This is a genomic window from Desulfuribacillus alkaliarsenatis, from assembly GCF_001730225.1.
Lineage (GTDB): Bacteria > Bacillota > Bacilli > Desulfuribacillales > Desulfuribacillaceae > Desulfuribacillus > Desulfuribacillus alkaliarsenatis.
Window position 1 is genome coordinate 123,282 of record NZ_MIJE01000032.1, and the last position, 24,879, is coordinate 148,160.

Annotated in this window: 19 protein-coding genes; 3 read left to right on the plus strand and 16 right to left on the minus strand. The window is 36.3% G+C overall.

Features of this window, described 5'->3' with window-relative positions; all coding sequences use genetic code 11:
• Window positions 1-265 precede the first annotated feature (265 nt).
• The 3 genes from BHF68_RS11365 to BHF68_RS11375 all read right to left on the minus strand — a co-directional run bounded on the left by BHF68_RS11365 (window position 266) and on the right by BHF68_RS11375 (window position 3,824).
• Entirely contained in the window at window positions 266-1,621 is a 1,356-nt protein-coding gene (locus BHF68_RS11365; protein WP_069643782.1) for an aspartate kinase, read from the minus strand.
• 94 nt (window positions 1,622-1,715) lie between these two features.
• Window positions 1,716-2,579, minus strand: a complete 864-nt coding sequence (gene fba, locus BHF68_RS11370; RefSeq protein ID WP_069643783.1) for a class II fructose-1,6-bisphosphate aldolase — start codon at window positions 2,577-2,579, stop codon at window positions 1,716-1,718.
• Between the two features lie 66 nt (window positions 2,580-2,645).
• Complete coding sequence (locus BHF68_RS11375) at window positions 2,646-3,824, minus strand: FprA family A-type flavoprotein (protein ID WP_069643784.1); 1,179 nt, start codon at window positions 3,822-3,824, stop codon at window positions 2,646-2,648.
• A gap of 152 nt (window positions 3,825-3,976) precedes the next feature.
• Here BHF68_RS11375 and BHF68_RS11380 point away from each other — a divergent pair, with 152 nt between their 5' ends.
• The 3 genes from BHF68_RS11380 to cybH are packed head-to-tail and all read left to right on the plus strand — an operon-like array spanning window position 3,977 to window position 7,597.
• Window positions 3,977-5,077 (plus strand): hydrogenase small subunit, encoded by a 1,101-nt coding sequence (locus BHF68_RS11380; RefSeq protein WP_069643785.1) that lies wholly within the window; start codon window positions 3,977-3,979, stop codon window positions 5,075-5,077.
• A gap of 19 nt (window positions 5,078-5,096) precedes the next feature.
• Window positions 5,097-6,806 (plus strand): nickel-dependent hydrogenase large subunit, encoded by a 1,710-nt coding sequence (locus BHF68_RS11385; RefSeq protein WP_069643786.1) that lies wholly within the window; start codon window positions 5,097-5,099, stop codon window positions 6,804-6,806.
• A gap of 20 nt (window positions 6,807-6,826) precedes the next feature.
• Entirely contained in the window at window positions 6,827-7,597 is a 771-nt protein-coding gene (gene cybH, locus BHF68_RS11390) for a Ni/Fe-hydrogenase, b-type cytochrome subunit (protein ID WP_069643787.1), read from the plus strand.
• 75 nt (window positions 7,598-7,672) lie between these two features.
• Here cybH and BHF68_RS11395 read toward each other — a convergent pair whose 3' ends face one another.
• From BHF68_RS11395 to glgA, 13 genes are all read right to left on the minus strand, one after another.
• Window positions 7,673-8,476 carry a polysaccharide deacetylase family protein gene (locus BHF68_RS11395; RefSeq protein ID WP_069643788.1) on the minus strand — a complete coding sequence of 268 codons (804 nt, stop codon included), beginning with the start codon at window positions 8,474-8,476 and terminating at the stop codon, window positions 7,673-7,675.
• Between the two features lie 136 nt (window positions 8,477-8,612).
• A complete protein-coding gene (locus BHF68_RS11400) occupies window positions 8,613-9,965 on the minus strand; it encodes a citrate/2-methylcitrate synthase (protein ID WP_069643789.1) in 1,353 nt (450 codons plus the stop codon).
• A 97-nt stretch (window positions 9,966-10,062) separates the two neighbouring features.
• Window positions 10,063-10,428, minus strand: coding sequence for a hypothetical protein (locus tag BHF68_RS11405; protein WP_069643790.1), 366 nt, complete (start codon window positions 10,426-10,428; stop codon window positions 10,063-10,065).
• A complete protein-coding gene (locus BHF68_RS11410; RefSeq protein ID WP_069643791.1) occupies window positions 10,428-11,456 on the minus strand; it encodes a ParM/StbA family protein in 1,029 nt (342 codons plus the stop codon). The genes BHF68_RS11405 and BHF68_RS11410 overlap by 1 nt, the downstream gene beginning before the upstream one ends.
• A gap of 77 nt (window positions 11,457-11,533) precedes the next feature.
• The gene (locus tag BHF68_RS11415) at window positions 11,534-11,896 is read right to left on the minus strand and encodes a response regulator (RefSeq protein ID WP_069643792.1); all 363 of its coding nucleotides are present in this window, start codon (window positions 11,894-11,896) and stop codon (window positions 11,534-11,536) included.
• Between the two features lie 18 nt (window positions 11,897-11,914).
• Window positions 11,915-12,343, minus strand: coding sequence for a chemotaxis protein CheW (locus tag BHF68_RS11420; protein ID WP_069643793.1), 429 nt, complete (start codon window positions 12,341-12,343; stop codon window positions 11,915-11,917).
• 16 nt (window positions 12,344-12,359) lie between these two features.
• Complete coding sequence (locus tag BHF68_RS11425) at window positions 12,360-14,417, minus strand: chemotaxis protein CheA (RefSeq protein ID WP_069643794.1); 2,058 nt, start codon at window positions 14,415-14,417, stop codon at window positions 12,360-12,362.
• 113 nt (window positions 14,418-14,530) lie between these two features.
• The gene (locus BHF68_RS11430) at window positions 14,531-14,935 is read right to left on the minus strand and encodes an ATP-binding protein (protein WP_069643795.1); all 405 of its coding nucleotides are present in this window, start codon (window positions 14,933-14,935) and stop codon (window positions 14,531-14,533) included.
• A gap of 136 nt (window positions 14,936-15,071) precedes the next feature.
• Window positions 15,072-16,223 (minus strand): MFS transporter, encoded by a 1,152-nt coding sequence (locus BHF68_RS11435; RefSeq protein WP_069643796.1) that lies wholly within the window; start codon window positions 16,221-16,223, stop codon window positions 15,072-15,074.
• Between the two features lie 159 nt (window positions 16,224-16,382).
• Window positions 16,383-17,612: a DUF418 domain-containing protein gene (locus BHF68_RS11440; RefSeq protein ID WP_069643879.1), complete on the minus strand. Its 1,230-nt coding sequence runs from the start codon at window positions 17,610-17,612 to the stop codon at window positions 16,383-16,385.
• A 5-nt stretch (window positions 17,613-17,617) separates the two neighbouring features.
• Window positions 17,618-21,004, minus strand: a complete 3,387-nt coding sequence (gene malQ, locus BHF68_RS11445; RefSeq protein WP_069643797.1) for a 4-alpha-glucanotransferase — start codon at window positions 21,002-21,004, stop codon at window positions 17,618-17,620.
• A 3-nt stretch (window positions 21,005-21,007) separates the two neighbouring features.
• Window positions 21,008-23,422 carry a glycogen/starch/alpha-glucan phosphorylase gene (locus BHF68_RS11450; RefSeq protein WP_069643798.1) on the minus strand — a complete coding sequence of 805 codons (2,415 nt, stop codon included), beginning with the start codon at window positions 23,420-23,422 and terminating at the stop codon, window positions 21,008-21,010.
• Window positions 23,409-24,860 carry a glycogen synthase GlgA gene (gene glgA / locus BHF68_RS11455; protein ID WP_069643799.1) on the minus strand — a complete coding sequence of 484 codons (1,452 nt, stop codon included), beginning with the start codon at window positions 24,858-24,860 and terminating at the stop codon, window positions 23,409-23,411. Before glgA ends, BHF68_RS11450 begins: the two co-directional genes overlap by 14 nt.
• Window positions 24,861-24,879: the final 19 nt, after the last annotated feature.

Below are 24,879 nucleotides of genomic sequence, written 5' to 3' on the forward strand. Positions count from 1 at the left end.
TTATCATTCCATGTCACGTTTCATTACATGGAGTTAGCTGGTGCCTTGTTTAGAAAGAAATAAATCTCTTAGTTGACTAATTTAGGTACAATAAAGGCGCCAACATTTATAGAGGTTAGTTAATTCTCTACAAATGCAGACGCCTTTGCCTACACAGTTTCTAAGTATTAGACTATCACTTAATCTAACCTTAAACTTATGTTAGCATACTTTACATCACATGGCAATAGTTTTTAGCAACTGCTTGAAAAAAAATAAATTACATTTAGTTGCAATCAAAAAACTCTTTATATAGGGCTTGGACAGCACGATCTGCGTCGTTAGCATTAACTCCAAACATCATACTTACTTCAGACGACCCTTGATTGATCATATCTAAATTAACGTTTGCTCGTTCAAATGCTCTAGTAGCTTTAGCAGCAACGCCAATGGATTGACGCATTCCTTCGCCCACAATCATAACTAAGGCAATATTTCTTTTTACCGCTATGTCGTCTACCTCTAATTCTGTTCTTATTCTGTTAGTAACCTTCTCTTCTGTCTGACTATCAAACTGCTCTTCATGTAGTATTACTGATATATCATCTATGCCTGAAGGTGTATGCTCGTATGATAAACCTTCCTCTTCTAATATTTGAAGTAGCTTTCTACCAAAGCCAATTTCTCGGTTCATTAAGTATTTACTCACATAGATACTACAAAATCCAGTATCACTTGCAATACCCACTACTGGTCCATTTTCTGGTGACCTGTCAGCTACTATTAAAGTGCCCTTACAATCTGGATTATTGGTATTTTTAATTTTTACAGGTATTTTTTCCTTGTATGCTGGAAGCAGCGCTTCGGCATGTAAAACACTAAATCCTCCATATGAAAGCTCACGCATTTCACGGTAAGTTAATTCATAAATTGCCTTCGGGTTGGCAACTAGTGATGGATTAACAGAGAAAACACAATCAACATCTGTAAAATTCTCATACAAATCTGCTTTAACAGCAGCAGCTAATATTGAACCTGTGATATCTGACCCACCACGAGAAAAAGTCACTAAATCTCCTTCTGGTGTGTACCCGAAAAAGCCAGGGAAAACTACTATACCAGCATTTTCAGACAGCTTAGCTAAATTATCATATGATTGCTGAAGTACATGGGCGTTCCCATAATCATTGCTTAAAAATAATCCAGCTTCCTTTGGTGAGATGTAATTAGCCTCTAGCCCTTGGTTACGCAAATGCTCTGCCATTAATTTAGCACAATTATCTTCACCACTCGCCTTAAGACTATCAATATATTGCCCTTCAGTTATAGATGTGTTTGCTAATCGTTGATTCAAATCATCTCTAATTACATCAATAATACCACTATCTAAACCCAGTTCCTCGGCGATTTCCTTATATCTACTAATAACTAATTCTAAATCATCATCGCTTTTACCAGATTGGTAGTGCGTTTTAGCGCAGTTGATTAACAGGTCTGTGACTTTAACGTCTTCTTTAAATCGCTTACCAGGAGCTGATACAACGACAATTTTTCTGCTATTATCCGCTTTAATTATATCCGATACTTTCCTAAACTGCTTTGCATCCGCTAGGGATGAACCCCCAAACTTTGAAACCTTCATAATATCCCCCTGCCACTAAAAATAAATATTTTAAAACATAATAAGCCATTATACCATAAGGTATTGGTAATAACATTAACTAGGTGATATTATATTAGGCCTTATTAGATGAACCGAATTCCCTCATCTTAACTTTAACTGTTTCCTTAATAGCATCTCTAGCTGGTCCCATGAATTTCCTAGTATCATACATCTCTGGCTTTTCTGCTAATACCTCGCGAACGCGTTTTGTAGACATAATTTGATTCTCAGTATTTACATTTATTTTAGCTGTTCCTAAGGAAATTGCCTTTTGAATATCCCCTAATGGTATACCGGAACCCCCGTGTAGTACTAAAGGTATGTTTGTTAGCTCCATTATTTCTTTCATTTTGTCAAATCCTAATTGCGGTTTACCCTTATACGGACCGTGTACAGAGCCTAGCGCCGGTGCAAAGCAATCAACTTTTGTTTCTTTAACTAATAGTTCACATTCTGCAGGAATCGCATATGCCTTTTCTAGTTCAGTAACTATCAGATCATCTTCCTGTCCAGCAATTCGACCTAATTCCGCTTCCACAGAAATACCTAACGAATGTGCAACATCTACTACACGTTTTGTCAAAGCTATATTCTCTTCCAGTGGATAGTGAGACCCATCAATCATAACAGATGTGAAGCCTGCATACATCGCTTGCACACATTTTTCAAAGCTTGATCCATGGTCTAGGTGTATTGCCACTGGTACTGTAATTTTATATTCTTCTATTAAGGCCTTTGTCATTTCTACTATTAGCTTGAATCCACCCATGTATTTCGCAGCACCTTCTGAAACTCCTAAAATTACAGGAGAGTTCTCTTCCTGTGCTGCCAACAAAATAGCTTGAGTATATTCTAAGTTGTTAATGTTAAATTGACCAACGGCGTAATGCTCCTCCTTAGCCTTTTCTAGCATTTGCTTCATTGATACTAATGCCATATTCACATCATCCCTTCTTTTATATTTAAGTATTTTATATTAAGTATTATTTTGTATTAGATATAGCTATTTCATTGCAGCAACTAAATTTTTCGCTAAAGCCTTACAATTATCTACAGTCTCAGAACCTGGAGCAAATATATTTTTAATAGTCGGCTCAAACAGCTGTATTTTACATTGTTCTGTCAATTTTTGAAGCAAATCAACTGACTCGCCACTCCAGCTATAGGTGCCAAATACTCCAATGTTTTTGTTCTTTAATTTGCTATTTTCCATTTTTGACAGAAGGCTTTCCATCGGTGGAAACATCTTGCTATTATATGTACTACTTCCCAGTAAAACCGTATTGTAGCGCCATATATCACTTAAAATATAAGACATATGGGTTCTAGCTGCATCATAGACTTTAATATCTTTTATTCCTAATTCTGCAAATGCTCTAGCAAGTTGTTCGGCAATTGCTTTGGTATTACCGTACATTGACCCGTATGCAATAACTACTCCATCTTCGCCTTCTTGCTTGCTCCACTTATCATACAAATCAATCACTTGCTTAGGGTTATCTCGCCAAACTATACCATGGGTTGAACAAATAGTCTGGACTTCAATATTACTTAATTTGTTTAACGCTCGCTGAACCATATCACTATATCGCCCAACAATGTTAGCGTAATATCTTCTCATCTCATCTTCATAAAATGAAAAATTCACTTCATTATCAAAAACTCCACCATTTAGTGCACCAAAACCACCAAATGCATCCCCTGAGAAAAGAGTTTTGTTGCTACCTTCATAGGTCATCATCGTTTCTGGCCAATGTAGCATCGGAGTCATAAAAAATGTTAGCTCATGTTTACCCAGGTTGAGTGTTTCTGATTCTTTCACTATTAACACATTCTCAGTAACGCCATAAAAGCCTTCTAGGAAATTAGCAGTTTTCTTATTACCTACAATCTTAACATCCGGGTAGGCCTCTACTACACTTTTAATACAACCAGAATGATCAGGTTCAATATGGTTGATTACTAAATAATCAACGTCTCGATTTCCGATAACAGACTTAATCTTGTCTAGATATGTATCGTTATAATCTGCTTTAACCGTATCGATTAATGCAACTTTTTCATCCACTATCATGTAAGCGTTATAGGATACTCCTTGTGGGATAGGTAACATTGATTCAAACAAATGCGTTTCGCGATCATTTACTCCAACCCAGTAAATACTGTCTGTCATTGCAATCATATTATTTTCCCCTTTTAAAATATACTTTACTTTTGTTTTCCTATTCTACTTTATACTATCCAGTAGTTCTTAATCAAGTCCAAACTTGAAAGGTATATATAAATGTTTATTAGTTAAAACTGGTTTATAAAACATGATGGAGGTAGCAGCCTATGGCAGATACTTATTATGAAATTCTAAAGAAAAGAGGATTTACTAGAGATGAGTTCCTAAAGGGTTGTACCACTTTAGCACTTATGCTCGGACTTGATTACTCATTTGCACCTAAGATAGCTAAAGCACTCGAGACTCAACCGAGGATGCCAGTAATTTATCTTAACTTACAGGAATGTACTTGTTGCTTAGAATCTTTTATTCGGTCGGCACATCCAATGATGGAAGATTTACTATTTAATATGATTTCCTTAGAGTATCAAGAAACTCTTTCAGTAGCTGCTGGTGATGCCGTTGAACAAGCTAGAAGAGACGTTATTAGGGATTATCCTGGTCAGTATCTTGTAATTGTTGAAGGATCAATTCCAGTAGCAGACGGCGGTATATATACCACTATCGGTGGTCACTCCGCTGAAGATATACTTCTAGAGACTGCTAGGGATGCTATTGCAGTAATAGCGTTCGGTTCGTGCGCTACAAACACCTGTGTACAAGGTGCATATCCAAATCCTACGGATGCTAGAAGGGTCAGGGAAATCGTTCGTAACGTCCCTGTAATTGATGTCCCAGGTTGCCCACCGATTGCTGAGGTTATTACTGGTACGATAGTTCATATTTTAACTTTTGGTACAATCCCTGAATTAACTAATCTCGGTAGACCTAAAGCTTTTTACAATCATCGTATACACGACACCTGCCAACGCAGAGCGTTTTTTGATGCTGGAATGTTTGTAGAAAAATTCGACGATTATGGTCACAAGCACGGATGGTGTCTATATAAAGTAGGCTGTAAAGGTCCAACTACTTACAATGCATGTGGAGTTATACAGTGGAATAATGGTGTCAGTTGGCCTGTCCAGTCAGGCCATCCTTGTATGGGCTGCTCAGAGGATAATTGGTATAACGACCATACTCCTTTCTACGAACGTTATCAACGTTTTCCTGGAGCTACCGTACCAAGAGACCCAGATCGGGTAGGGATGGCAGTAACTGGCGCTACAGTAGTAGGTGTAGCTGCCCACGGAGTAGCAACCGCCGTAAAAAAGGGGAAGGAAAAGAAAAAATCTGAATTTCATAATAATCCAGAGAATAAAGCATAGAGAACAGGAGTGATAGCATATGGTCGAACGTATAGTAATTGACCCTATAACACGTATCGAAGGTCACCTTCGTATGGAAATAGATGTACAGGACGGATTAATACAAAATGCATATAGCTCAGGCACCGCCTTTCGCGGCTTAGAACAAATTATGGTTGGAAAAGACCCTAGGGATGCTTGGTCTTATATGCAAAGAATATGTGGTGTATGTACCCATATCCACGCAATAGCGTCAGTAACAGCAGTAGAAGATGCACTTGATATAGCAGTGCCTAAAAATGCAGCTTTAATTCGAGATATTATGACTGCAGCACAATTTGTACAGGACCATGTAATCCATTTCTATCATTTACACGCATTAGATTGGGTAGATATAGTTTCTGCTTTAGACGCAGATCCTGCAGCAACATCGCAACTTGCTCAGTCAATATCAAATTGGCCTAAATCATCGACGGGATATTTTAGAGATGTGCAGAATAAATTACGCCGCTTAGTTAACAGCGGTCAATTAGGTATATTTACAAATGGTTATTGGGGACACCCAGCTTATCAACTGCCACCAGAAGCTAATTTAATGGCAACTGCACATTACCTCGAGGCCCTAGATTGGCAGAAAGACATAGCACAAATCCATGCTATATTTGGTGGAAAAAACCCACATCCAAATTACCTTGTAGGTGGTATGGCCTGCGCTATTAATATGGACAGCTTTAATACCATTAATATGGAGCGTCTAAATTTAGTAAAGAGAGAGATAGACAAAGCTATTGCCTTTGTTGAACAAGTTTATATTCCTGATTTATTAGCCATTGGTTCATTTTATCGTGACTGGACATATGGTGGTTTTGGCAACCACTTAGTATTTGGTGGATTAGGCAATCATGGTGGTAGTAATCCACAGGATTTCCTATTCCCTGCTGGAGCTATTTTAAATGGAAATCTGAATGAAGTATATGATGTAGATGTTAGAAACCCTGAAGAAATTCAAGAATTTGTTGACCATGCTTGGTTTGAATACGATCAAGAAGGCATAGGGCTTCATCCGTGGGATGGGCAAACCAAGGTTCGTTATAATGGTCCATATCCACCCTATGATTACTTAAATGTAGATGAAAAATATAGCTGGATTAAGACACCTAGATGGCGTGGCAACCCAATGGAGGTTGGTCCGCTTTCACGGATGTTGGTAGCATATGCACGCGGTAGAACGGAAATTCGTGACTTAGTAGACGATTCACTTGAGCGCTTAGATTTAGGTACGGATGCACTATTTTCTGCCTTGGGTAGAACACTAGCAAGAGGTCTAGAAACTCAATATACAGTTCGTAAATTACGTGACTTTTTTGATCAATTGGTAGCTAATATAGTAGCAGGTGACAGTTCAGTGCATAACGGTGAGCTATGGGAACCAAGAACATGGCCAACTACAGCTACTGGTGTTGGTTTTACGGAAGCCCCAAGGGGTGCCCTTGGACATTGGGTTAAAATTAATAATGGTGCTCTTAGTCTCTATCAAGCTGTTGTTCCATCTACCTGGAATGGTTCCCCAGTCGACGGTCAAGGTCAAAAAGGTCCTTATGAAGAGTCCTTAATTGGTGTTCCTATGGCTAATCAAGATCAGCCACTTGAGTTGTTAAGGATTATCCATTCTTTTGACCCTTGTTTAGCATGTGCCGCCCATATAGTCGACCTCGATAAAAATAGACGTTCAGCTATCAAAATACTCTAGGTATAGATTGGGGTGTAAAAATGCTTAAACAAAGCAAATATATTTGGGAACTACCCGTGCGAATTTATCATTGGCTTAACGCGATACTGATAGTTGTCTTGTTAATTACAGGTTTCTATATTGGTAGACCTGTTTTTGGACATGTTGGTGAGCCGACAAATTATTTCTTAATGGGTTGGATGATTCTCATTCATAGATATGCAGCTTGGTTGTTTATTGCTAATATGATTTTTAGATTCTATTGGGCCTTCGTTGGGAATGAGTATGCGCGATTTCGACCCTGGAGAAGAGGTTTCGCTAAGGATGGGCTTGAAACATTAAAATACTATCTATTCTTCAAAAAAGAGCATACACTCGAGCATGGTCATAATGTACTTGCGCAGTTAAGTTATTTTTTCATCATATGGATAGGATCAACGATAATGATAATTACAGGCTTCATATTACAGGGTGAAATGCATCCTGACAGCTTTCAAGCACAGTATTTCGGATGGCTTTTGCCTTATTTCGGCAACTCAATACTAGTCCGTTCATTACATCATTATGTAGCTTGGGCGTTTGTTTGGTTTATAATAGCTCATCTTTATTTAGTTATAAGGCAGGATATTTTAGATGAGGATGGAACCATATCTGCTATTATTAGTGGCTATAAGTTTATTCCTGTTAATTATGAACCACATAGTCCAGCTAAACATAATATCGAAATGGACATCCAAGAAGAACAGGTATTAGAACAGAAAAAATCGGAGGATAATAAATCTGTCAAGCATTTTAATGAAAAGAAGCTTTAAATTATAAAATAGATAATGTAAAAGGAGTATTGCTACATCACTAAATATACTTAGCAATACTCCCTTTCTTGTTTCTTATTTGCGCTTAGATATATTTATTAGCTCAGGAACAGTCACAAAACTCATACCTTCTTGCTGCAACACTGGTATAATCTCATGCAGTGAGTTTACTGTACCCGTCAAATCCATCGTCCAGTCACCACCGTCATGGAATAATACAATCGCACCAGGATGAACATTTCCTAACACGTTTCTCGCAATCTCATCTGCGGGCAATTGTCTCCAGTCTAAAGAATCCACTGACCAACCTACCACCGAGAAGTCTTGTCTTGCTAATTCTTGCACGACGTCAGTGTTCAATGCTCCGTATGGTGCTCGAAAAAGTCTAGGCCTATAACCCAGGATGTCATTCAAAACCTTTTCCGTCTCAAGTACTTCCCATCTAGTACGCTCCACCTCGTGTCTAACTAAGTTTGGGTGCCAGTATGTATGGTTGCCTATAACATGTCCTTCATTTTCCATACGTCTAATAATATCTGGATAAGCTACTGCCCTAGATCCCATTACAAAAAACGTAGCCCTTGCGTTATACTGCTTTAATACATCTAGAATTAAAGGTGTAAATCGCGGGTCTGGTCCATCATCAAATGTTAAAGCTATTTTGTCATCCAACAATGACCCCGTTAATACCATCGTATTGGGAAATTGTCGTTGTAATAAAAAGTTGGAGACTGGCCTTTGCACCCTTTCTGAATACTCAGAACCATCTATTGGTTGTGGCCCTATAGCGATTTCGTTGGAAAATGGATTGCTTATGATAATAATAGCTAATAAAAATATTACTACAAATATTGTCACGTTACCAAGTTTATACCTCATGTGGTTTCTCCCTTCAGTGAACTCATTCGTAGTATTATACAAACATATATTTATTATTAACAAAAAAGCTAAAGTAACTGTTTTTCATCAGTTACTTTAGCTTTCTTTTTCTTCTTAGCATAGATAATATATTTAATTAACGTTCAGATAACGGTCTATATTTATGCTTAGTTACGACACTCTTATAGGCTGGGCGAATAATTCTATGCCCGGTCAATAACTCTTCAATTCTATGAGCACACCAACCTGGTATTCTTGCCGTAGCAAACAGTGGTGTATAGATATCAGGTGGTATATTTAATATCTCATAAACAAAACCAGAATATAAATCAACATTAGCTGCAATATGCTTGTCTATTCCTTTAACTTCAGTAAATACTTGCGGCGTTAGTTCTTCTATCGCTAAATAAAGATTTAATTCTAACATTTTATCCTTTTCTTTAGCTAGTTCAATCGCTTTTTGCTTTAATAGCACAGCCCTTGGGTCTGATAATGTATAGATAGCATGTCCCATGCCATAAATTAAGCCACTACCATCAAATGCTTCTTTATTGATTATTTTAGTTAGATATCGCTTAATTTCTTCTTTATTATCCCACTTCTTAACGTTACGTTTAATGTCGTTCATCATAGCAAGTACTTTCATATTAGCACCGCCATGCTTAGGCCCTTTTAATGAACCAATTGCGGCAGCAATAGCTGAGTATGTATCGGAACCCGAAGAGGTGACGACTCTGGTTACGAACGATGAATTATTTCCTCCGCCATGTTCAGCATGTAAAACTAATGATAAGTCTAATATCTCAGCTTCCACCCTAGAATAATCAGAATCATGACGCATCATCGTAAGTATATTTTCTGCCGTACTTAACTCACGTTTAGGTTTATGGAGAAATAAGCTTTCATTATTATGGTAATGAGATTTAGCCTGATAGCCGTATGCCATAATTGATGGAAATTGAGCAATTAGCTCAATTGATTGTCTAATAACGTTAGCAGTACTTGTATCGTCTGGATTATCATCGTATGAATACTTAGCAAGAACACTTCTAGCTAATTTGTTCATTATATCTGTACTTGGTGCTTTCAAAATCATACCTCTAACAAAGCCATCTTCTAATTCTCGCAATTCCCCTAATAAGTCTGAGAATTCATTAAGCTCAAGAGCAGTAGGCAGCTTGCCAAATAGTAATAGATAGCATACTTCTTCAAAGCCAAAGCGCTTATCTTTCTGAAAGCCATCAACAATGTCGTATACATTCTTGCCTCGATAATACAGTTTTCCATGATCAGGCATGACATCGCCATCTTCTACGTAATAACCATGAACTTCCCCAACTTTAGATAACCCAGCTAAAACGCCAGTCCCATTACTATTTCTTAGACCGCGTTTAACATCATAATTAGCATACAAATTGGAATCGATATAGCTTTCTTGCTCTACAATTAAAGAAAGTTCTTCTATTTTTTTTCTTTGTTGCTCGTTCATTATGTATTTCTCCTTCCCTCACCATTCAAGTAACAACATAACCTTTAACATTATAACATATATAGATTATACGGTATAACAGCATTACCTAAGACAGCTACGAAAAAAAATCTAATGCTTTTGCAAGCTCATCTGCAGCCTTCTCGTGCTCTTTAACCTTATCTGTCTCCTTGCTACTGTTTGGTGCATTTATTTTATGTGTGCTATTTAAATGGTTTGGTGGCAACTCTCTATTGGGGGCTACCTCTTTTTTCAAATTCCTAACTGGCACCTGTTGCAGACCATCAATTTTCTTTTCTAATCTTTTTAAAATTTCTATGATGGAATCATTGCTCTTGCCAGTTAAGATTTCTCTAGTTTGGTTTTCGATTAATTCAATTATAAAAAATTGAGCATCTTCAACGTTATTAATTAACTGCTTTGCTTCTTTTGACAGTTTATCTGTGTCAACAATAACTTGCATTAATTATCCTTCCTTTTTTTTGCTAATGCTTGTGCTGCAAGGAAACCTTCGACGTTAGCAAATGCTGCTTTTTCCATTTTAATCATAGTTGGGAAACTATGTCTTAGGTAAGGTGCCAAAACCTCCCCACCTCCTCCTGCTATTATAACCGCAGACAGGCTGTCAATTTCATCTCCCCACCTTATTTTGACCTTTGAAGTAATTTGATGAGCTAGTTCTTCATAGGCTCCATCCTCAAATCCAGCCAAGTCTATCTCTGATCCTCTATGTAGAAGCTTACTATCTTCCCAAAATATTGCCTTCTCTACGGATAATAAGTCAACAGACTTCTTTACTACTTCTTCCACTTCGTTTTGAACGATTTGATAAGCATACTTCATACCCAAATCAATTCCACCACTTAAATCCTCACGTGGCATCAGACCTTTTTTACCTTTAGACATGACTAAGATATCTGTGGTTCGGTAGCCAATGTCTATTAATCCAACTGGTGAACTAACTAATTGTGGGTTTTTCACATCCCCGTCTATACCAAGACAGGCTGCATAATAGGCACCTGCACCCTGTGGAAACACATATACATCGCTTACTTTTACTCTTTTTCTATTATGTCCTTCCACAATTACTGATACATCTAATTTTTTTAATAGTACAGTTACATCCTCCTTTTGCGAACGATAGTATGTAAGTGGTAAACCAACAGCCAATTCAATATCCTCATCGTTACCTAATAGAGCTGCTGCAGTTGCAATTAGTATTTGCATATTAGTATTTTCTATAGCTTTTTCTTCCCAAGTCCGTAAACCACTACCACCAACCATAGCAGCATCGCCAACTAAGTATTTTTTTGAATTTTCCAGTTCACCTGCTGGCCATATACTTACAGAATAATCCTCATTCTGTGATTTTAAGATTGTTCTCATTTTCTCACTTCTATCTAATGCAACAACAGATGGAAAACGTAAAGTTTCCCCGTTTTCATTCATTGCTTTAACAAAACCATATCCAATATCAATTGCTATTCTCATGATTTGCCTCCATTCTATTTACAAATAAAAATTTACAAATAAAACATCGATTATTGATAAATCGATGTTATAAGCAATTATTTTAAAACCTTTGATATCGCTTCTATGACTCTGTCTGCCTGAAAGGGTTTAACGATAAAATCCTTTGCACCTGCTTGAATAGCTTGTACAACCATACCCTGCTGACCCATCGCCGAACACATAATCACTTTCGCGTTTCCGTCTGCCTTTCTTATTTCTTTTAAGGCTTCTATACCATCCATTTCAGGCATAGTAATATCCATCGTAACTAAGTCTGGCTGATGTTCTTGATATAATTTTACAGCTTCCTGACCGTTAGCGGCCTCAGCAACAACTTCATATCCGTTTTTTTTCAATGTATCCTTTATCATAACGCGCATGAAAGCTGCATCATCAACTACTAGTACTTTTCCTGACATCCTCCCACTCCTTTATTACTATAGTTCTTTTTCTTGTAGATTAAGCACTTTTTGCAAATGTAAGAGAATTAGCAGACGATTTTCTACCTTAATAACTCCCCGTATAAACTCAGCCTCTACACTACCAATTACTTTAGGAGCAGGCTCTATTCTATTTTCGTCTATTTCTATTACTTCATTAGCCGCATCAACAACTAATCCTATTTCAATATCTTTCACACTAATAATGATTACCCTAGTATTATCGCTATCGTTAATAGCTTCTATCCCAAACCTCGTTCTCAAATCAATAATAGGTGTTACAATACCCCGTAGGTTAATAACTCCTTTAATAAAATCGGCCATATTCGGTATCCTAGTAACATGACTTACCCTTTCAATTGAGCGCACCTGATCTATCTCTACACCATATTCTTCATCATTCAGCTTGAAAATAATAATCTTCATTTAGGTATCGCCTCCTCTATTGAATTAGGGCATTACAATCAATAATTAATGCTACTTGACCATCACCTAAAATGGTTGCGCCAGATATAGCAAACACATTAGGCAAGTAGGTTCCGAGATTCTTCAATACTATTTCTTGCTGTCCGATAAAGTCATCGACTATAAGCCCAGCCATCTTATCGCCCTTCTTAACTACAATGACAGATACTTCATCGTCTTCAACTTCATCTGCTCTTGGAATAGCAAACACTTTTTCTAATGAAACTAACGGAACAATATGTCCGCGGAAGTCTATTACCTGTTGACCTTGTACCAAATATATATCCTTTTTAGAGAATACAGCAGTCTCGATAATAGAACTTAATGGTATTGCATACTTCTCATCAGATATTCTAATTAACATCGACTGAATAATTGAGAGCGTCAGGGGTAGTTCTATCTGGAACTTCGTATATTCACCAAGTTTTGACTCGATATGAACCTGACCACTTAAGGCTTCAATCTTACTTCTTACAACGTCAAGCCCAACCCCCCTACCTGATACGTCAGTAACTACCTTTGCAGTACTAAATCCAGATTGGAAAAGCAGCATAAATACCTGTTGGTCACTCATTTGGTTTCCTTGCTCTTCTGTTAGCAATCCACGCTCAATTGCTTTGTTAAGAATTTTTTGACGATCTAAACCATTACCATCATCAATTATCTCTATAAAGACATGGTTCCCACTGTGATATGCGTGCAACTGTATCTTGCCAGTTTCTGGTTTGCCTTTTTTGATTCTTTCTTCAGGTGATTCTAAACCATGATCCAAAGAATTTCTTAATAAGTGAACAAGTGGATCACCTATTTCGTCAATTACAGTTCTGTCTAATTCTGTGTCTGCGCCTTTAATATCTAACTCTACTTTTTTATTCAAATCCTTCGATAAATCTCTTATCATTCTTGGGAATCGATTAAAGACTTGTTCAATCGGTACCATTCTCATATTTAAGATTAAGTTTTGTAAATCCCCACTAATTCTACTCATATGCTCTACCGATTCTACTAATTCAGAATGACCTAATTCTCTAGCTATTTGCTCCAATCTACCCCTGTCAATAACCAACTCACTAAATAAATTCATTAATACGTCTAAGCGTTCTATATCAACACGAATTGTTTTACTACTAATCGGTTTTGTCTTCATGGCAGCTTGGTTCTTTTCTGTCGGTTGTTTCTGTTCCTGCTTAGAACTGTCCAAAGCAGATTCTGATACAGTAGGCTCTACATCAGCTTTAATATCTTCATCTTCAGAGCTAATCGTTAAATCGATATTTTTAATCTCTACTTCGGCTACCTCTGATATGTTTACTAGTTTGCCTTTAATTAAATCCTTAGATTCTGCAGTTAAAAATACTAGTTCAAATGATAAATCAAATTTTTCATCTTCTAAATCTTCGACAGCTGGGTCAGCAAGGATTACTTCGCCTAAGCCCTCTAAAGCATCAAAAATCATAAACACTCGAGCAGCCTTAAGCATACAATCTTTACTTAATGAAATTGAAATATGTAAAGCATTATGCCCAGTCGACTGTGACTGTAAAATTACAGTTTTCTGATATTCATCAAGCAGATGCCCATAAGAACCGTCAACATTTCCATCGCTCTTATTATCCGTACTTGTAGCTTGCTTCGTTTCCTTTGCCGTCGGCTGCTGACCACTCGCAATTGCTTTTAATTGTTCAACAAGCGGAGCTACATTAGCTTTACCGTCTGAACCTTCAATAATTGAATACACCATTCCTTCTAACAAATCTACACTTTGAAAAATAACATCCATTATTTCTGGTGTTATTTCAGTAATCTCATTTCTAACTTGGTCTAATACATTTTCAAGCTCATGAGTTAGGTTTGCTATGTCTTCAAATCCCATAGTAGCGGACATACCTTTTATTGTATGGGCTGACCTAAATACGTTTTTCACGATATCTATGTCTTTCGGATTTTTTTCAAGTTCTAATAAATTGTCATTTATTGCTTGTAAATGCTCTTTTGACTCGTCAATAAACATATCTAAATATTGATTGGTATCCAATAAAAACACCTCTTTCTTATATGTAAATTTCTATTTCTAATCTTTAATATATTATAGCAATTCCATTATACCTTATTTCACAAAGATTATTAACAACAAATGCTCCTTTAGTACTAATTTTCTTGAAAAGATTTTATACAAACCACCCTGTTCCCCGATTTGTTATATAAAATATCATCACACATCATCTTAGTCATAATAATTCCTCGACCTCTTTCTTCAAAGCTGTAGATGTCTAACTCCCTTTGAAGTCTTTCTCTCCAGTTAAAACCTTCACCCTGATCTTCTATAGTAAATTTAGTAGTACTACCGCTAATTTCAACCTTAACAAAAACTTTCTTGCTTTTGTCAAGCTGATTCCCATGTTCAATTGCATTATTTAATAGTTCGTGGAAACAAAACAAAAATGCCTCCACTTCTTTTTCATCATAATGATAAATTAAAATTTCCCTAATTTCACTTTTTAATATATCAGCTTTTTGTAAACAGCTATCTATCTGAAAGCTATATAATTCCATCTTATAATCGCAACCTTTTGTTGATATATGTTTTATTATACATCTTTTCTTTATAACTTTTTAAAATCCTGCAAAACTTTAAAAAATATAATAAATTAAACAAGCAAAAGAATGTATAATTCAAACATTTATCATATTAAGTTTTGCTAATTTTCCTTTTAATATTATAAAATAACCACTGAACAAATATGAAAATTATACTAGCACTCCAAAAAGGCTCAAAGTAAAATTGCACGGACATACCACCTACAATAGGACCAAGAAACACACCCAACGAAAATGCAGCATAAAAAATACCGAAGGTTGTACCTCTACAGTTTGTATCGGTCTCATCCACAATAATGGCAGTCATAGCAGGAAAAATCAATCCAAATCCACAACCATAAAAAATCATCAACATTATAAATTGGTAGATTTCCTTCGCGAACGGTAATAGAGTCAACGTAATAGTTATTACAAAAAAACCAATTGCTAAAGGTACATATCTACCATAATAGTCAGACAAACGATTGACTGGCAGTAAAAACACAATAATTGCAACTATTGAAAATACACTAAATAAAAGTCCTGTTTCCTTGCTAGTGAAGCCTATACTCTCTAGATTAAGTGGAAAGGCATATGCTAACACTCCCATTGAAAACATTAGACTAAATCCCGATAAATAGGCGATTTTTAATTTATTACAATATAAAAGTCGTTTAAATTCTTCAACCGTAAGCTTTTGTAAATTTGATTCCTTTCTCGAGTAAGTTTCCTTTAGAAATATAAATGCCAATATTGCAGTAACAACTAATATTGATCCGATTGCTAAAAATACCGATTCATAGCCAAACCTTTCCTTGCCAATACCAGCAAGCATTGGTCCCAAAAGAGCAGCTATACCTACAGCAGCGCCAGCGTATCCCATTGATTTAGCAGTAGAGCTAGTCCTGCTGGAAGCTAAATCACCTGCATAGGTAAAAGCAGCTGGAATTAAAATTGCGCCACCAATGCCATGTAATATTCTTAGCCATAATAACTGTGTTGGCTCAGTTACCCATGCATATAACATCACAGCTACTCCCGCTACTAGCATACCACCGACGATTCCTACTTTGCGGCCAAATTGGTCTATTACTAAGCCCGCACCTAAATTACCTAGCATATTAGAGAACGAATAAGCCCCCATGATAATACCTATCAAAAGCGCACTGGCACCTAATGAGCTAACAAACGGAGATAATATAGGTAATTGAGCCATTGTATCAATAAAACTTACTACGATTACAAAATAAATAAATAGCATCATCTTGCTTTCACTCCACATTCATGTATTTATCATAACTGTATATATAATAACCTTATTTATAATAACTGAAAACGACAGCCTCGATATGATAATATCGTAAGATCTGTCGTTTTTCTATATATTTATATTTGTTTCTATTTTTGATATTTATATTTGCTTTTATTTTTGCCTGATTACATTTCCGTATGTGAGCCAACGCCATATCCATTCTAACGGCCCATATTTATACTTATTAAACCAAATAACACTTAATTTCACTTGAGTAATGTATATTGCAATTGCAATTAAAATACCCACAGCTGGACCTACGTTACCATACATACCTAGACCATAGCTATAAAAAATCGTTGTGCAAATCAAGGTCTGCAATATATAGTTACTCAATGCCATCCTACCAACGCTCGCAAATGGTCGTAAAAGTCTTTGCCACGTTTCCTTTTGTAGTAAGAGTAGGATTGAAGTCATATAAAAGATGCTTAATGCAGGGTCTCCAATAACCATGCCAACTTGATTCGTAAAATTATATACCGTTATCAACTCAAAGGATGCTTGGGCTTGACTATATACCTTCATGATTGTCATTGGCAAACCGAAGATAAGGCTCCAAAGCCATATTTTTTTAATGAGTCCTAAGTTAACAGAAACATTGGAGATAATCTTCCTTTTGCCAACATAAGCACCCATTAAAAACATAGGCAAAATCATAGGAACTCCAAATATTGCATATGTGAAAACAAAGCTTAGATCCGTAATTCTTTGCTGCATAATATCAGCATATGAGCCTTCACTATAAGCGAAATAAGAACTTTCGATTTGCTCATACATCTGGGCTAAAAACATTTGATTTTGAGCGTTATATTCTGCCATATCCATATTGGCATATGCCATTGATGCTATAAACAATAGACCCATAATTACAATAGATAGAATTAATAAAGTTATAGCCCAGACCAACATTGTTTTTGGTTTCCTATTAAAGAAAGCCAATAGTAGAAATCCTATTAATGCATACATTATTAAAATATCCCCATACCAGAAAAAGAATGCATGAATAAGACCAAACAGCAACAGAAAGAACAATCGTCGTGCGAACAATAGGCCTGCCTTTTTGTGCTTTTCCTGAGCCCGCTCCATAAATATCACAAATCCAACTCCAAATAAGAAGGAAAACATTGTGTAAAACTTACCTTCTGCAAGAAGTTGAATTCCATAATAAGCCCATCTATCTAACGGACTCTCCCATGGAATTTCCCCTATTACGTAATAATATACAATAGGTGTATTAAAATAAATCATATTCACCATTAGGATTCCTAACAGTGCAAATCCCCTTAAAATATCTAAGCTTGCTATACGTCTATTAGCTTCAATTGGTGTTAACTGTTCCACCAAGGTCACTCCCCTCTATAATAAATCTTAGTCAGTTCCTTTAATTTTTTATAGTCAATGTCTTCTAATTGTTCTACTGTCATTCTCCACTTCCAGTTGTTATCAACAGTTCCAGGGGTATTCATACGTGCATTCGCCCCTAAACATAGCAAGTCCTGCATAGGTACTAAAGCAATATCCGCATCGCTTTTATAAACCTGCTCAATAAATGACCAGCAAATATAATCAGACCATTGTTCGTTGTCTTCTATAGGCGTGTCTGCATTACACTTATACCAGCCTAATAATGTATCGTTATCATGGGTACCAGTATATACTACTGTATTTTTCATATAAAGGGGGATTTGGAAATTAGTAGCTAGATTTGCATCAATTTCAAATTGCATAACTAGCATCCCTGGAAACCCAGTTTCTTTTTTCAATACCTTAGCCCGCTCTGACAGTTCCCCTAAATCTTCAGCAATAAACGGAGCATTGCCAATCTGTTTTTGAATACTATTAAAGAAATCAAGGCCTGGCCCATCCTTCCATTCACCGTTAACTGCAACGTCTTCCGCAGCTGGTACAACCCAGTAATCGGCAAACGCTCGAAAATGATCTATTCTGATATAATCAACCATCGCTAGCATATGTCTAATTCTAGTAACCCACCAACTATAATCATCCTGTTTCATAATATCCCAATTATAAATAGGATTGCCCCAGAGCTGGCCAGTCTCACTGAAGTAGTCTGGAGGCACCCCTGCCTTTTGAGTAACATTTCCTTCGTTGTCTAACTTAAATAAATCTTGATTTAGCCATACCTCACAACTATCATGCGCTACATATATAGGCATATCGCCGATGATTTTGACACCTTTACTATTAGCATAGTCTTTCAATGTATGCCATTGCTTAAAAAACAAGTATTGCAAGAATTCCTCTTGTTGTATTTGTTCCGATAGAAGCTCACTATAATAACTAACGGATTTTTCGTTCCTAGCAGCAATAGCAGCATCCCAATTAACCCATGATTGATTATTAAAATGTTGCTTAAGTGCTGAAAACAGTGCATAATCAGCTAGCCATTTAGAATGCTCTTGTTTGAATTGCTCAAACTCTTCCGCTAAAACAGGAAATGTCTGACTTTGAAAATTTGTAAATGCTTTTTTCAAGATCTCATACTTTACTTTTTTAACTAATTCAAAGTCTATAGAGTCATTAGTCAGCTCCACATTATTAACTTCATATAAATCTGCATCTGTTAGTAAACCTAATTCTCTTAAATTATCAATATCAATCAATAGTGGGTTACCTGCATAAACAGACAGGCATTGATAGGGTGATTCTCCATAACCAACTGGGTTCAAGGGTAGTATTTGCCATAGTTTTTGCTTGCTTTTACTTAGAAAATCTATAAAACAGAATGCATTTGTACCAAAATCGCCTATCCCATAATTAGATGGTAAGGAACTAGGGTGCAATAATACCCCTGACTTCCTTTCTGTTGCGCCACTTCTTCCCCAACGGTCTAAAAGTAACACCTTGCCTTCAAGGGGTTTGAGTTGAATATTACAAATACCATCCTTAACTATAACTTCTCTATAATCATCCAGAGCATCAACTAAGCTTCCATCTTTAATAATATTGTTGATGTTCAATGTAATTAGTTTTTCTTCAGTTTCAGAGGCATTAAGGATTACGAGGGCGAAATTATTACATTTGCAAGAATTAAATTCATCCTTATTGTTAGCAATCTGTCTTTGATAGCCAAATACCGTTTCTTGCATATAAAAAGGGGCAAAGGAACCAGTCTTCAATACATCATATTCGTTTCTCAGGGCCGTTAATTTCTTATACCAATTAATTAACGACTTATTTTCATTTCCCCAAGGATACGTTTTACGATTTTGTGGGTCTTTACCACCTGTAATACCTGCTTCATCGCCATAGTATATACTTGGCACCCCAGGAAAAGTCATTTGCCAAAGGATAGCAAGCTTTACTTTTTTAAAAGTTTCATTTAGAGCTGTTAATAGTCTTGTAGAATCATGGGTGCCTAGTAGATTCATAGCACTATAAAAATATTCTTTAGGGTAGTTTTCATAGATACCCATAATTGAATAATATACATCTTTGGCAGTTATTCGATGCTGGAGAAAATTAATCACTGCGTCCCTGAATGGATAATTCATAACAGAATCAAGCTCAGATCCTAATAAATATTCTCTACGCTGACCATAGCTGATTTTGTTGGAAGCGTCCTCCCATACTTCTCCAATCAACACCGAATCGCTATCTATGTTTTTCATAGTTTTCCAAAAGCGTTTGATAAATTCGTCGGGTAGCTCATCAGCTACATCTAGTCGCCATCCTTTAGCCCCTAAATTCATCCATGTATTTAAAACACTATTATTCCCTGTGATAATAAACTCTTGATATGAGGGGTCCAGCTCATTCACATTTGGCATGACATCGACTCCCCACCAGCATTCATAATCATCTGGATATTCTCTAAAGCGATACCACGAATAATACGGTGAGTCCTTTGACTGATATGCACCAACAGATGGATAGTTTCCTTCTTTATTAAAATATATACTGTCACTACCTGTATGGCTAAATACACCATCGAGAATAATTTCAATCCCTAAGCTATTTGCCTTAATACATAGCTCTTTAAATAATTCATTTGTTCCAAAGGAGGAATCAACTTTATGATAGTCACCAGTATCATACTTGTGGTTACTTGGTGCTTCAAAAATCGGATTTAAATAAATAATCGAAACACCTAACTCCCTTAAGTAAGCAAGTTTTTTAATAACCCCTAATAAATTACCACCGAAGATATCCCAGCGTACTACGCGATTGCTATCACAATCTCGGATATAATAGGGCGTGTTGTCCCAATGGGCGTGAATTAAGCTTTCTTTTTTAGGGTTGTCAATTGTTTTATCTTCATTGCCGTTATAAAAACGGTCAACGAATATTTGATAGATAATAGCATCTTTATACCAATTTGGAGATTTTGCCACTGGCTCAAATACAGTAATTTGATATGTTGGCGGTATATGTGAATATATTTCTCCTACACCAGTCCTACCCGAACTGTGTTTTCCGTAATAGTAGGTTTGCTGTAATTCTTTTATTATGAAGTAATACCACATGAGTGTTGCTTTGTCAGGTGCTTTAATATTAATTTCATATATACTTAAATTGTCTTCTTCGTCGATACACGTAAGCTCATATTGATTATCCCCTAACCCTTCAATATGCAAGCTGATTAAAACTGCGGACACCTGTATATTTGTGGCAATTTTAATTCTCAATCTAACATGTTGACAACAGGGAACTGCCCCAAACGGCATGCGATCATTTTCATCATAAGAATTATGCATAATTGCTGTGGTCATCGTTTAACGAATCCTCCATATTTCACTTGCATATTCTTTAATCGTTCTGTCACTAGAGAACTTACCAGACTGTGCAATATTCTCAATAGCCATCTGCGTCCATTTATTCTGATTCATATATGCCTGGCCTGCCTTTAGTTGGGCATCAACATAAGGAATGAAATCTTTCAGAACAAAGTATTCATCATTATCTATTAACAGTGAATCATAGATATCCTTAAAATCTCCAGCCTGTTGAGCAACCTCTCCTGTTATTAACTGTTCCATAACTTTTCTTATTCTTGGGTGCGTATTATACATATCCCAGGAGCTATATCCACCAACCTGATGGTAGTTTAATACTTCATTTGGAGTCAGCCCAAAAATAAATATATTGTCATCTCCCACCGCTTCTTCAATCTCAATATTTGCACCATCTAATGTTCCTAATGTAATAGCCCCATTCATCATAAACTTCATGTTACCTGTTCCAGAGGCTTCTTTACTTGCAGTGGATATTTGCTCACTGATATCTGTTGCAGGAATAATAACTTCAGCCATTGAGACTCGGTAGTTTTCTAAGAATACAACTTTTAGTTTGTCATTTATATATTTGTCATTATTAATTATCGACGCTACGGTATTAATGAGCTTAATTACTTTTTTAGCGAAATGGTAGCTCGGGGCTGCCTTTGCACCGAAAATAAATGTTCTTGGCGGCATATCAATAGTCGGATCTTCCTTCAAACGATTATATAAATCCATAATGTGAAGTACATTTAATACTTGACGTTTATATGCATGTAATCTTTTAATTTGTACGTCAAATATGGAGCCGACATCTACCGTAAGTCCACATTCCTTAGATATAATTTTAGCCAAATTTAATTTGTTATTGTGCTTTATGCTTCTAATCTGTTCTTGGAAGCTAGCGTCTTTTACGTATTTTGATAACTGTTGCAATTCAGTAGGATTTTTAATCCAATCACTGCCAATTAATTCTGTTATCACGTTGGCTAGTAATGGATTTGCTCTCAACAACCAACGACGATGTGTTATCCCGTTAGTCTTATTATTAAACTTTTCAGGGAAATATTGATAAAAATGCTTCATTTCCCGTTTCTTTATAATCTCTGTATGAACTTGTGCAACCCCATTAACACTATAGCTTCCTACTATCGCCAAATTCGCCATTCTAACTACGCCATCTCGAATTATCTCGACGCTGCGTAATAGCTCCCAATTGCCAGGATTATCTGCCCATACTTGTTGACAAAAACGTCTATTAATCTCCTCGATAATCATAAAGACCCTAGGCAACAACGATCTCATTAAATCAACTGGCCATGTCTCCAATGCTTCAGCTAAGGTTGTGTGATTCGTGTAAGAAATAGTTTTTGTCATAATTTCCCAAGCATCATCCCAAGATAATAACTCATCATCTAATAATATTCTCATTAACTCAGGGACCGCTAATACAGGATGTGTATCATTAACGTGAATCGCAACATTTTCAGGTAAACTGTACACATCGTGATGATGTTTTTTATGATTGTGAAGTATGCTTTGGATACCTGCACTTACCAGGAAATATTGTTGCTTCAGCCTTAAAGTTCGTCCTTCAATATGGCTATCATCAGGGTAAAGAAATTCCGTGATTGCTTCAGTAGATCGTTTATACTCAATAATTTTTCTTTGGTCATGGGTACTTATTGAATATGCATCAAAATTACCGATGATTGTCTCAGCGCTCCATAGCCTTAATGTATTTACCACTTCGTTTTTATACCCTACCACAGGCATATCATACGGTACTGCTAATACCTTTTCGTAGTTATGGTGTAGGAAGCTTAACCTTCCGTCAACTTGCTCAGTAGTCACGTAGCCACCAAATTTAACTTCCACAGCTTTATCAGATTTGCGAATCTCCCATACATTGCCTTCTTTAAGCCAGTTATCTGGAAGCTCAACCTGGTAACCATTGATAATTTTTTGTTCAAATAATCCATATTTATATCTTATTCCACAGCCATGCCCTGGTAGTTCTAACGATGCTAGGGAGTCTAAAAAGCAAGCCGCTAATCTTCCTAGTCCACCATTTCCTAACCCCGCATCAGGCTCAGCTTCTTCGATATCATCTAAATCTATGCCTAGCTCTAATAGCCCTTCCTTGCAGACATTATATATATCTAAATTTAGTAAATTACTTCCCATTAAGCGTCCTAATAAAAACTCTAGTGAAAAATAGTATACTTGCTTAACACCAGATTTTTTATAGCTTGCATTTGTGTTTATCCAATTTTCACTGATATACTCCCTTACTAGACTACCTAGAGTCTTATATATTTCCTGTGTCGTTGCCTCTTGTACCTCTGTTCCATGGAGTGCCACTAATCGTTTTTGAAATACTTGTTTAAATTCTTCTTTATTTGTTAACATCTATAGCACTCCCTCCTATAAGCTCACTATATAGATTTAGATATTCTTTAGCAGCTGCTTCCCAGCTAAAATCACTGTCCATAGCATTTTTAATGAGTTTGTTCCAGTGTTTTTTATCCTGATAAAGACTAACAGCCCTTTGAATTGTATAAAGCATATCGTGTGCATTGTAATTTATAAATGAGAACCCATTCCCAGTATTACTAATTTCATCGTAGCCTTTAATAGTATCCTTTAGTCCTCCAGTTTCTCTTACGATTGGAATTGTTCCATATCTTAGGGAAATCAATTGACTTAAGCCGCATGGTTCAAATTTGGACGGCATTAAGAACATATCAGAGCCTGCATATACCTTTCTTGCTAAACCTTCATCAAACTTAATTAAGGCCTTTACTTGATTTGGGTATTGCTCGTCAGCTTTACGGAATAGTTGCTCGTATTCTTCTTCGCCTGTTCCTAATATAACCAACTGAATTCCTTCAGCTAAAAGCTCATCAAAGACACCTTGAACTAAATCTAATCCTTTTTGCGATGTTAACCTAGAAATAATAGCTAATACTGGAATGTCTTTATCAACAGGCAATCCTAGATAGTTTTGCAACGCTTCTTTGTTTGTAAGTTTTTTATCGGGTGAAGTGCTATCGTATTGATAGAAAATTTGACTGTCGGTACTGGAATTATATAGTTCATAGTCAATACCATTAATAATTCCGATAATACGACCCTGTCTTCTAAGTACACCTTCTAAATTCTCGCCAAAGTACGAATAGGTAATTTCCTCCGCGTATGTTTTACTAACAGTTGTAACAATATCTGAATAAATTATGCCACCCTTAAGATAATTGACATTACCGTAAAACTCTAAACTCTCCGAAGTAAAGTGTTCTGATCCTAAAGATAATAAATCACCCAAAATTTCCCGAGGGTATATTCCCTGAAATTTCAGGTTGTGAATCGTTAACACAGTTTTTATATTTTCATACAATTGTTTCTGTGAATATTGAGTCTTTAGAAATACACTAATAAGTGCAGTTTGCCAATCATGACAATGAATAACATCAGGCTGATAGTCTAAATAAGGTATTGCCTCAAGTACAGCTCGCGAGAAAAAGGCAAACCTTTCAGCCTCATCATAAAAACCGTAGAGTTTATCGCGATTAAAATAGTACTTATTATCAATAAAATAAAAATGAACCCCATTATAAATTAACTCTTCAATACCACAATACTGTTCCCGCCAACCAACCTTAACAGTAATTGAAGTTTTATACTGTATTTTATCAACAAATTCCTCCGAAATAGCTCCGTACTTTGGTAATATGACCCTAACATTAACTTTATTACTATGTAATTCTTTAGGCAAAGAACCTACTACATCTGCTAAACCACCAGTTTTAGCAAATGGAACCGCTTCTGATGCGGCCATAAGTATATTCATAATTACCAAGTCTCCCCTC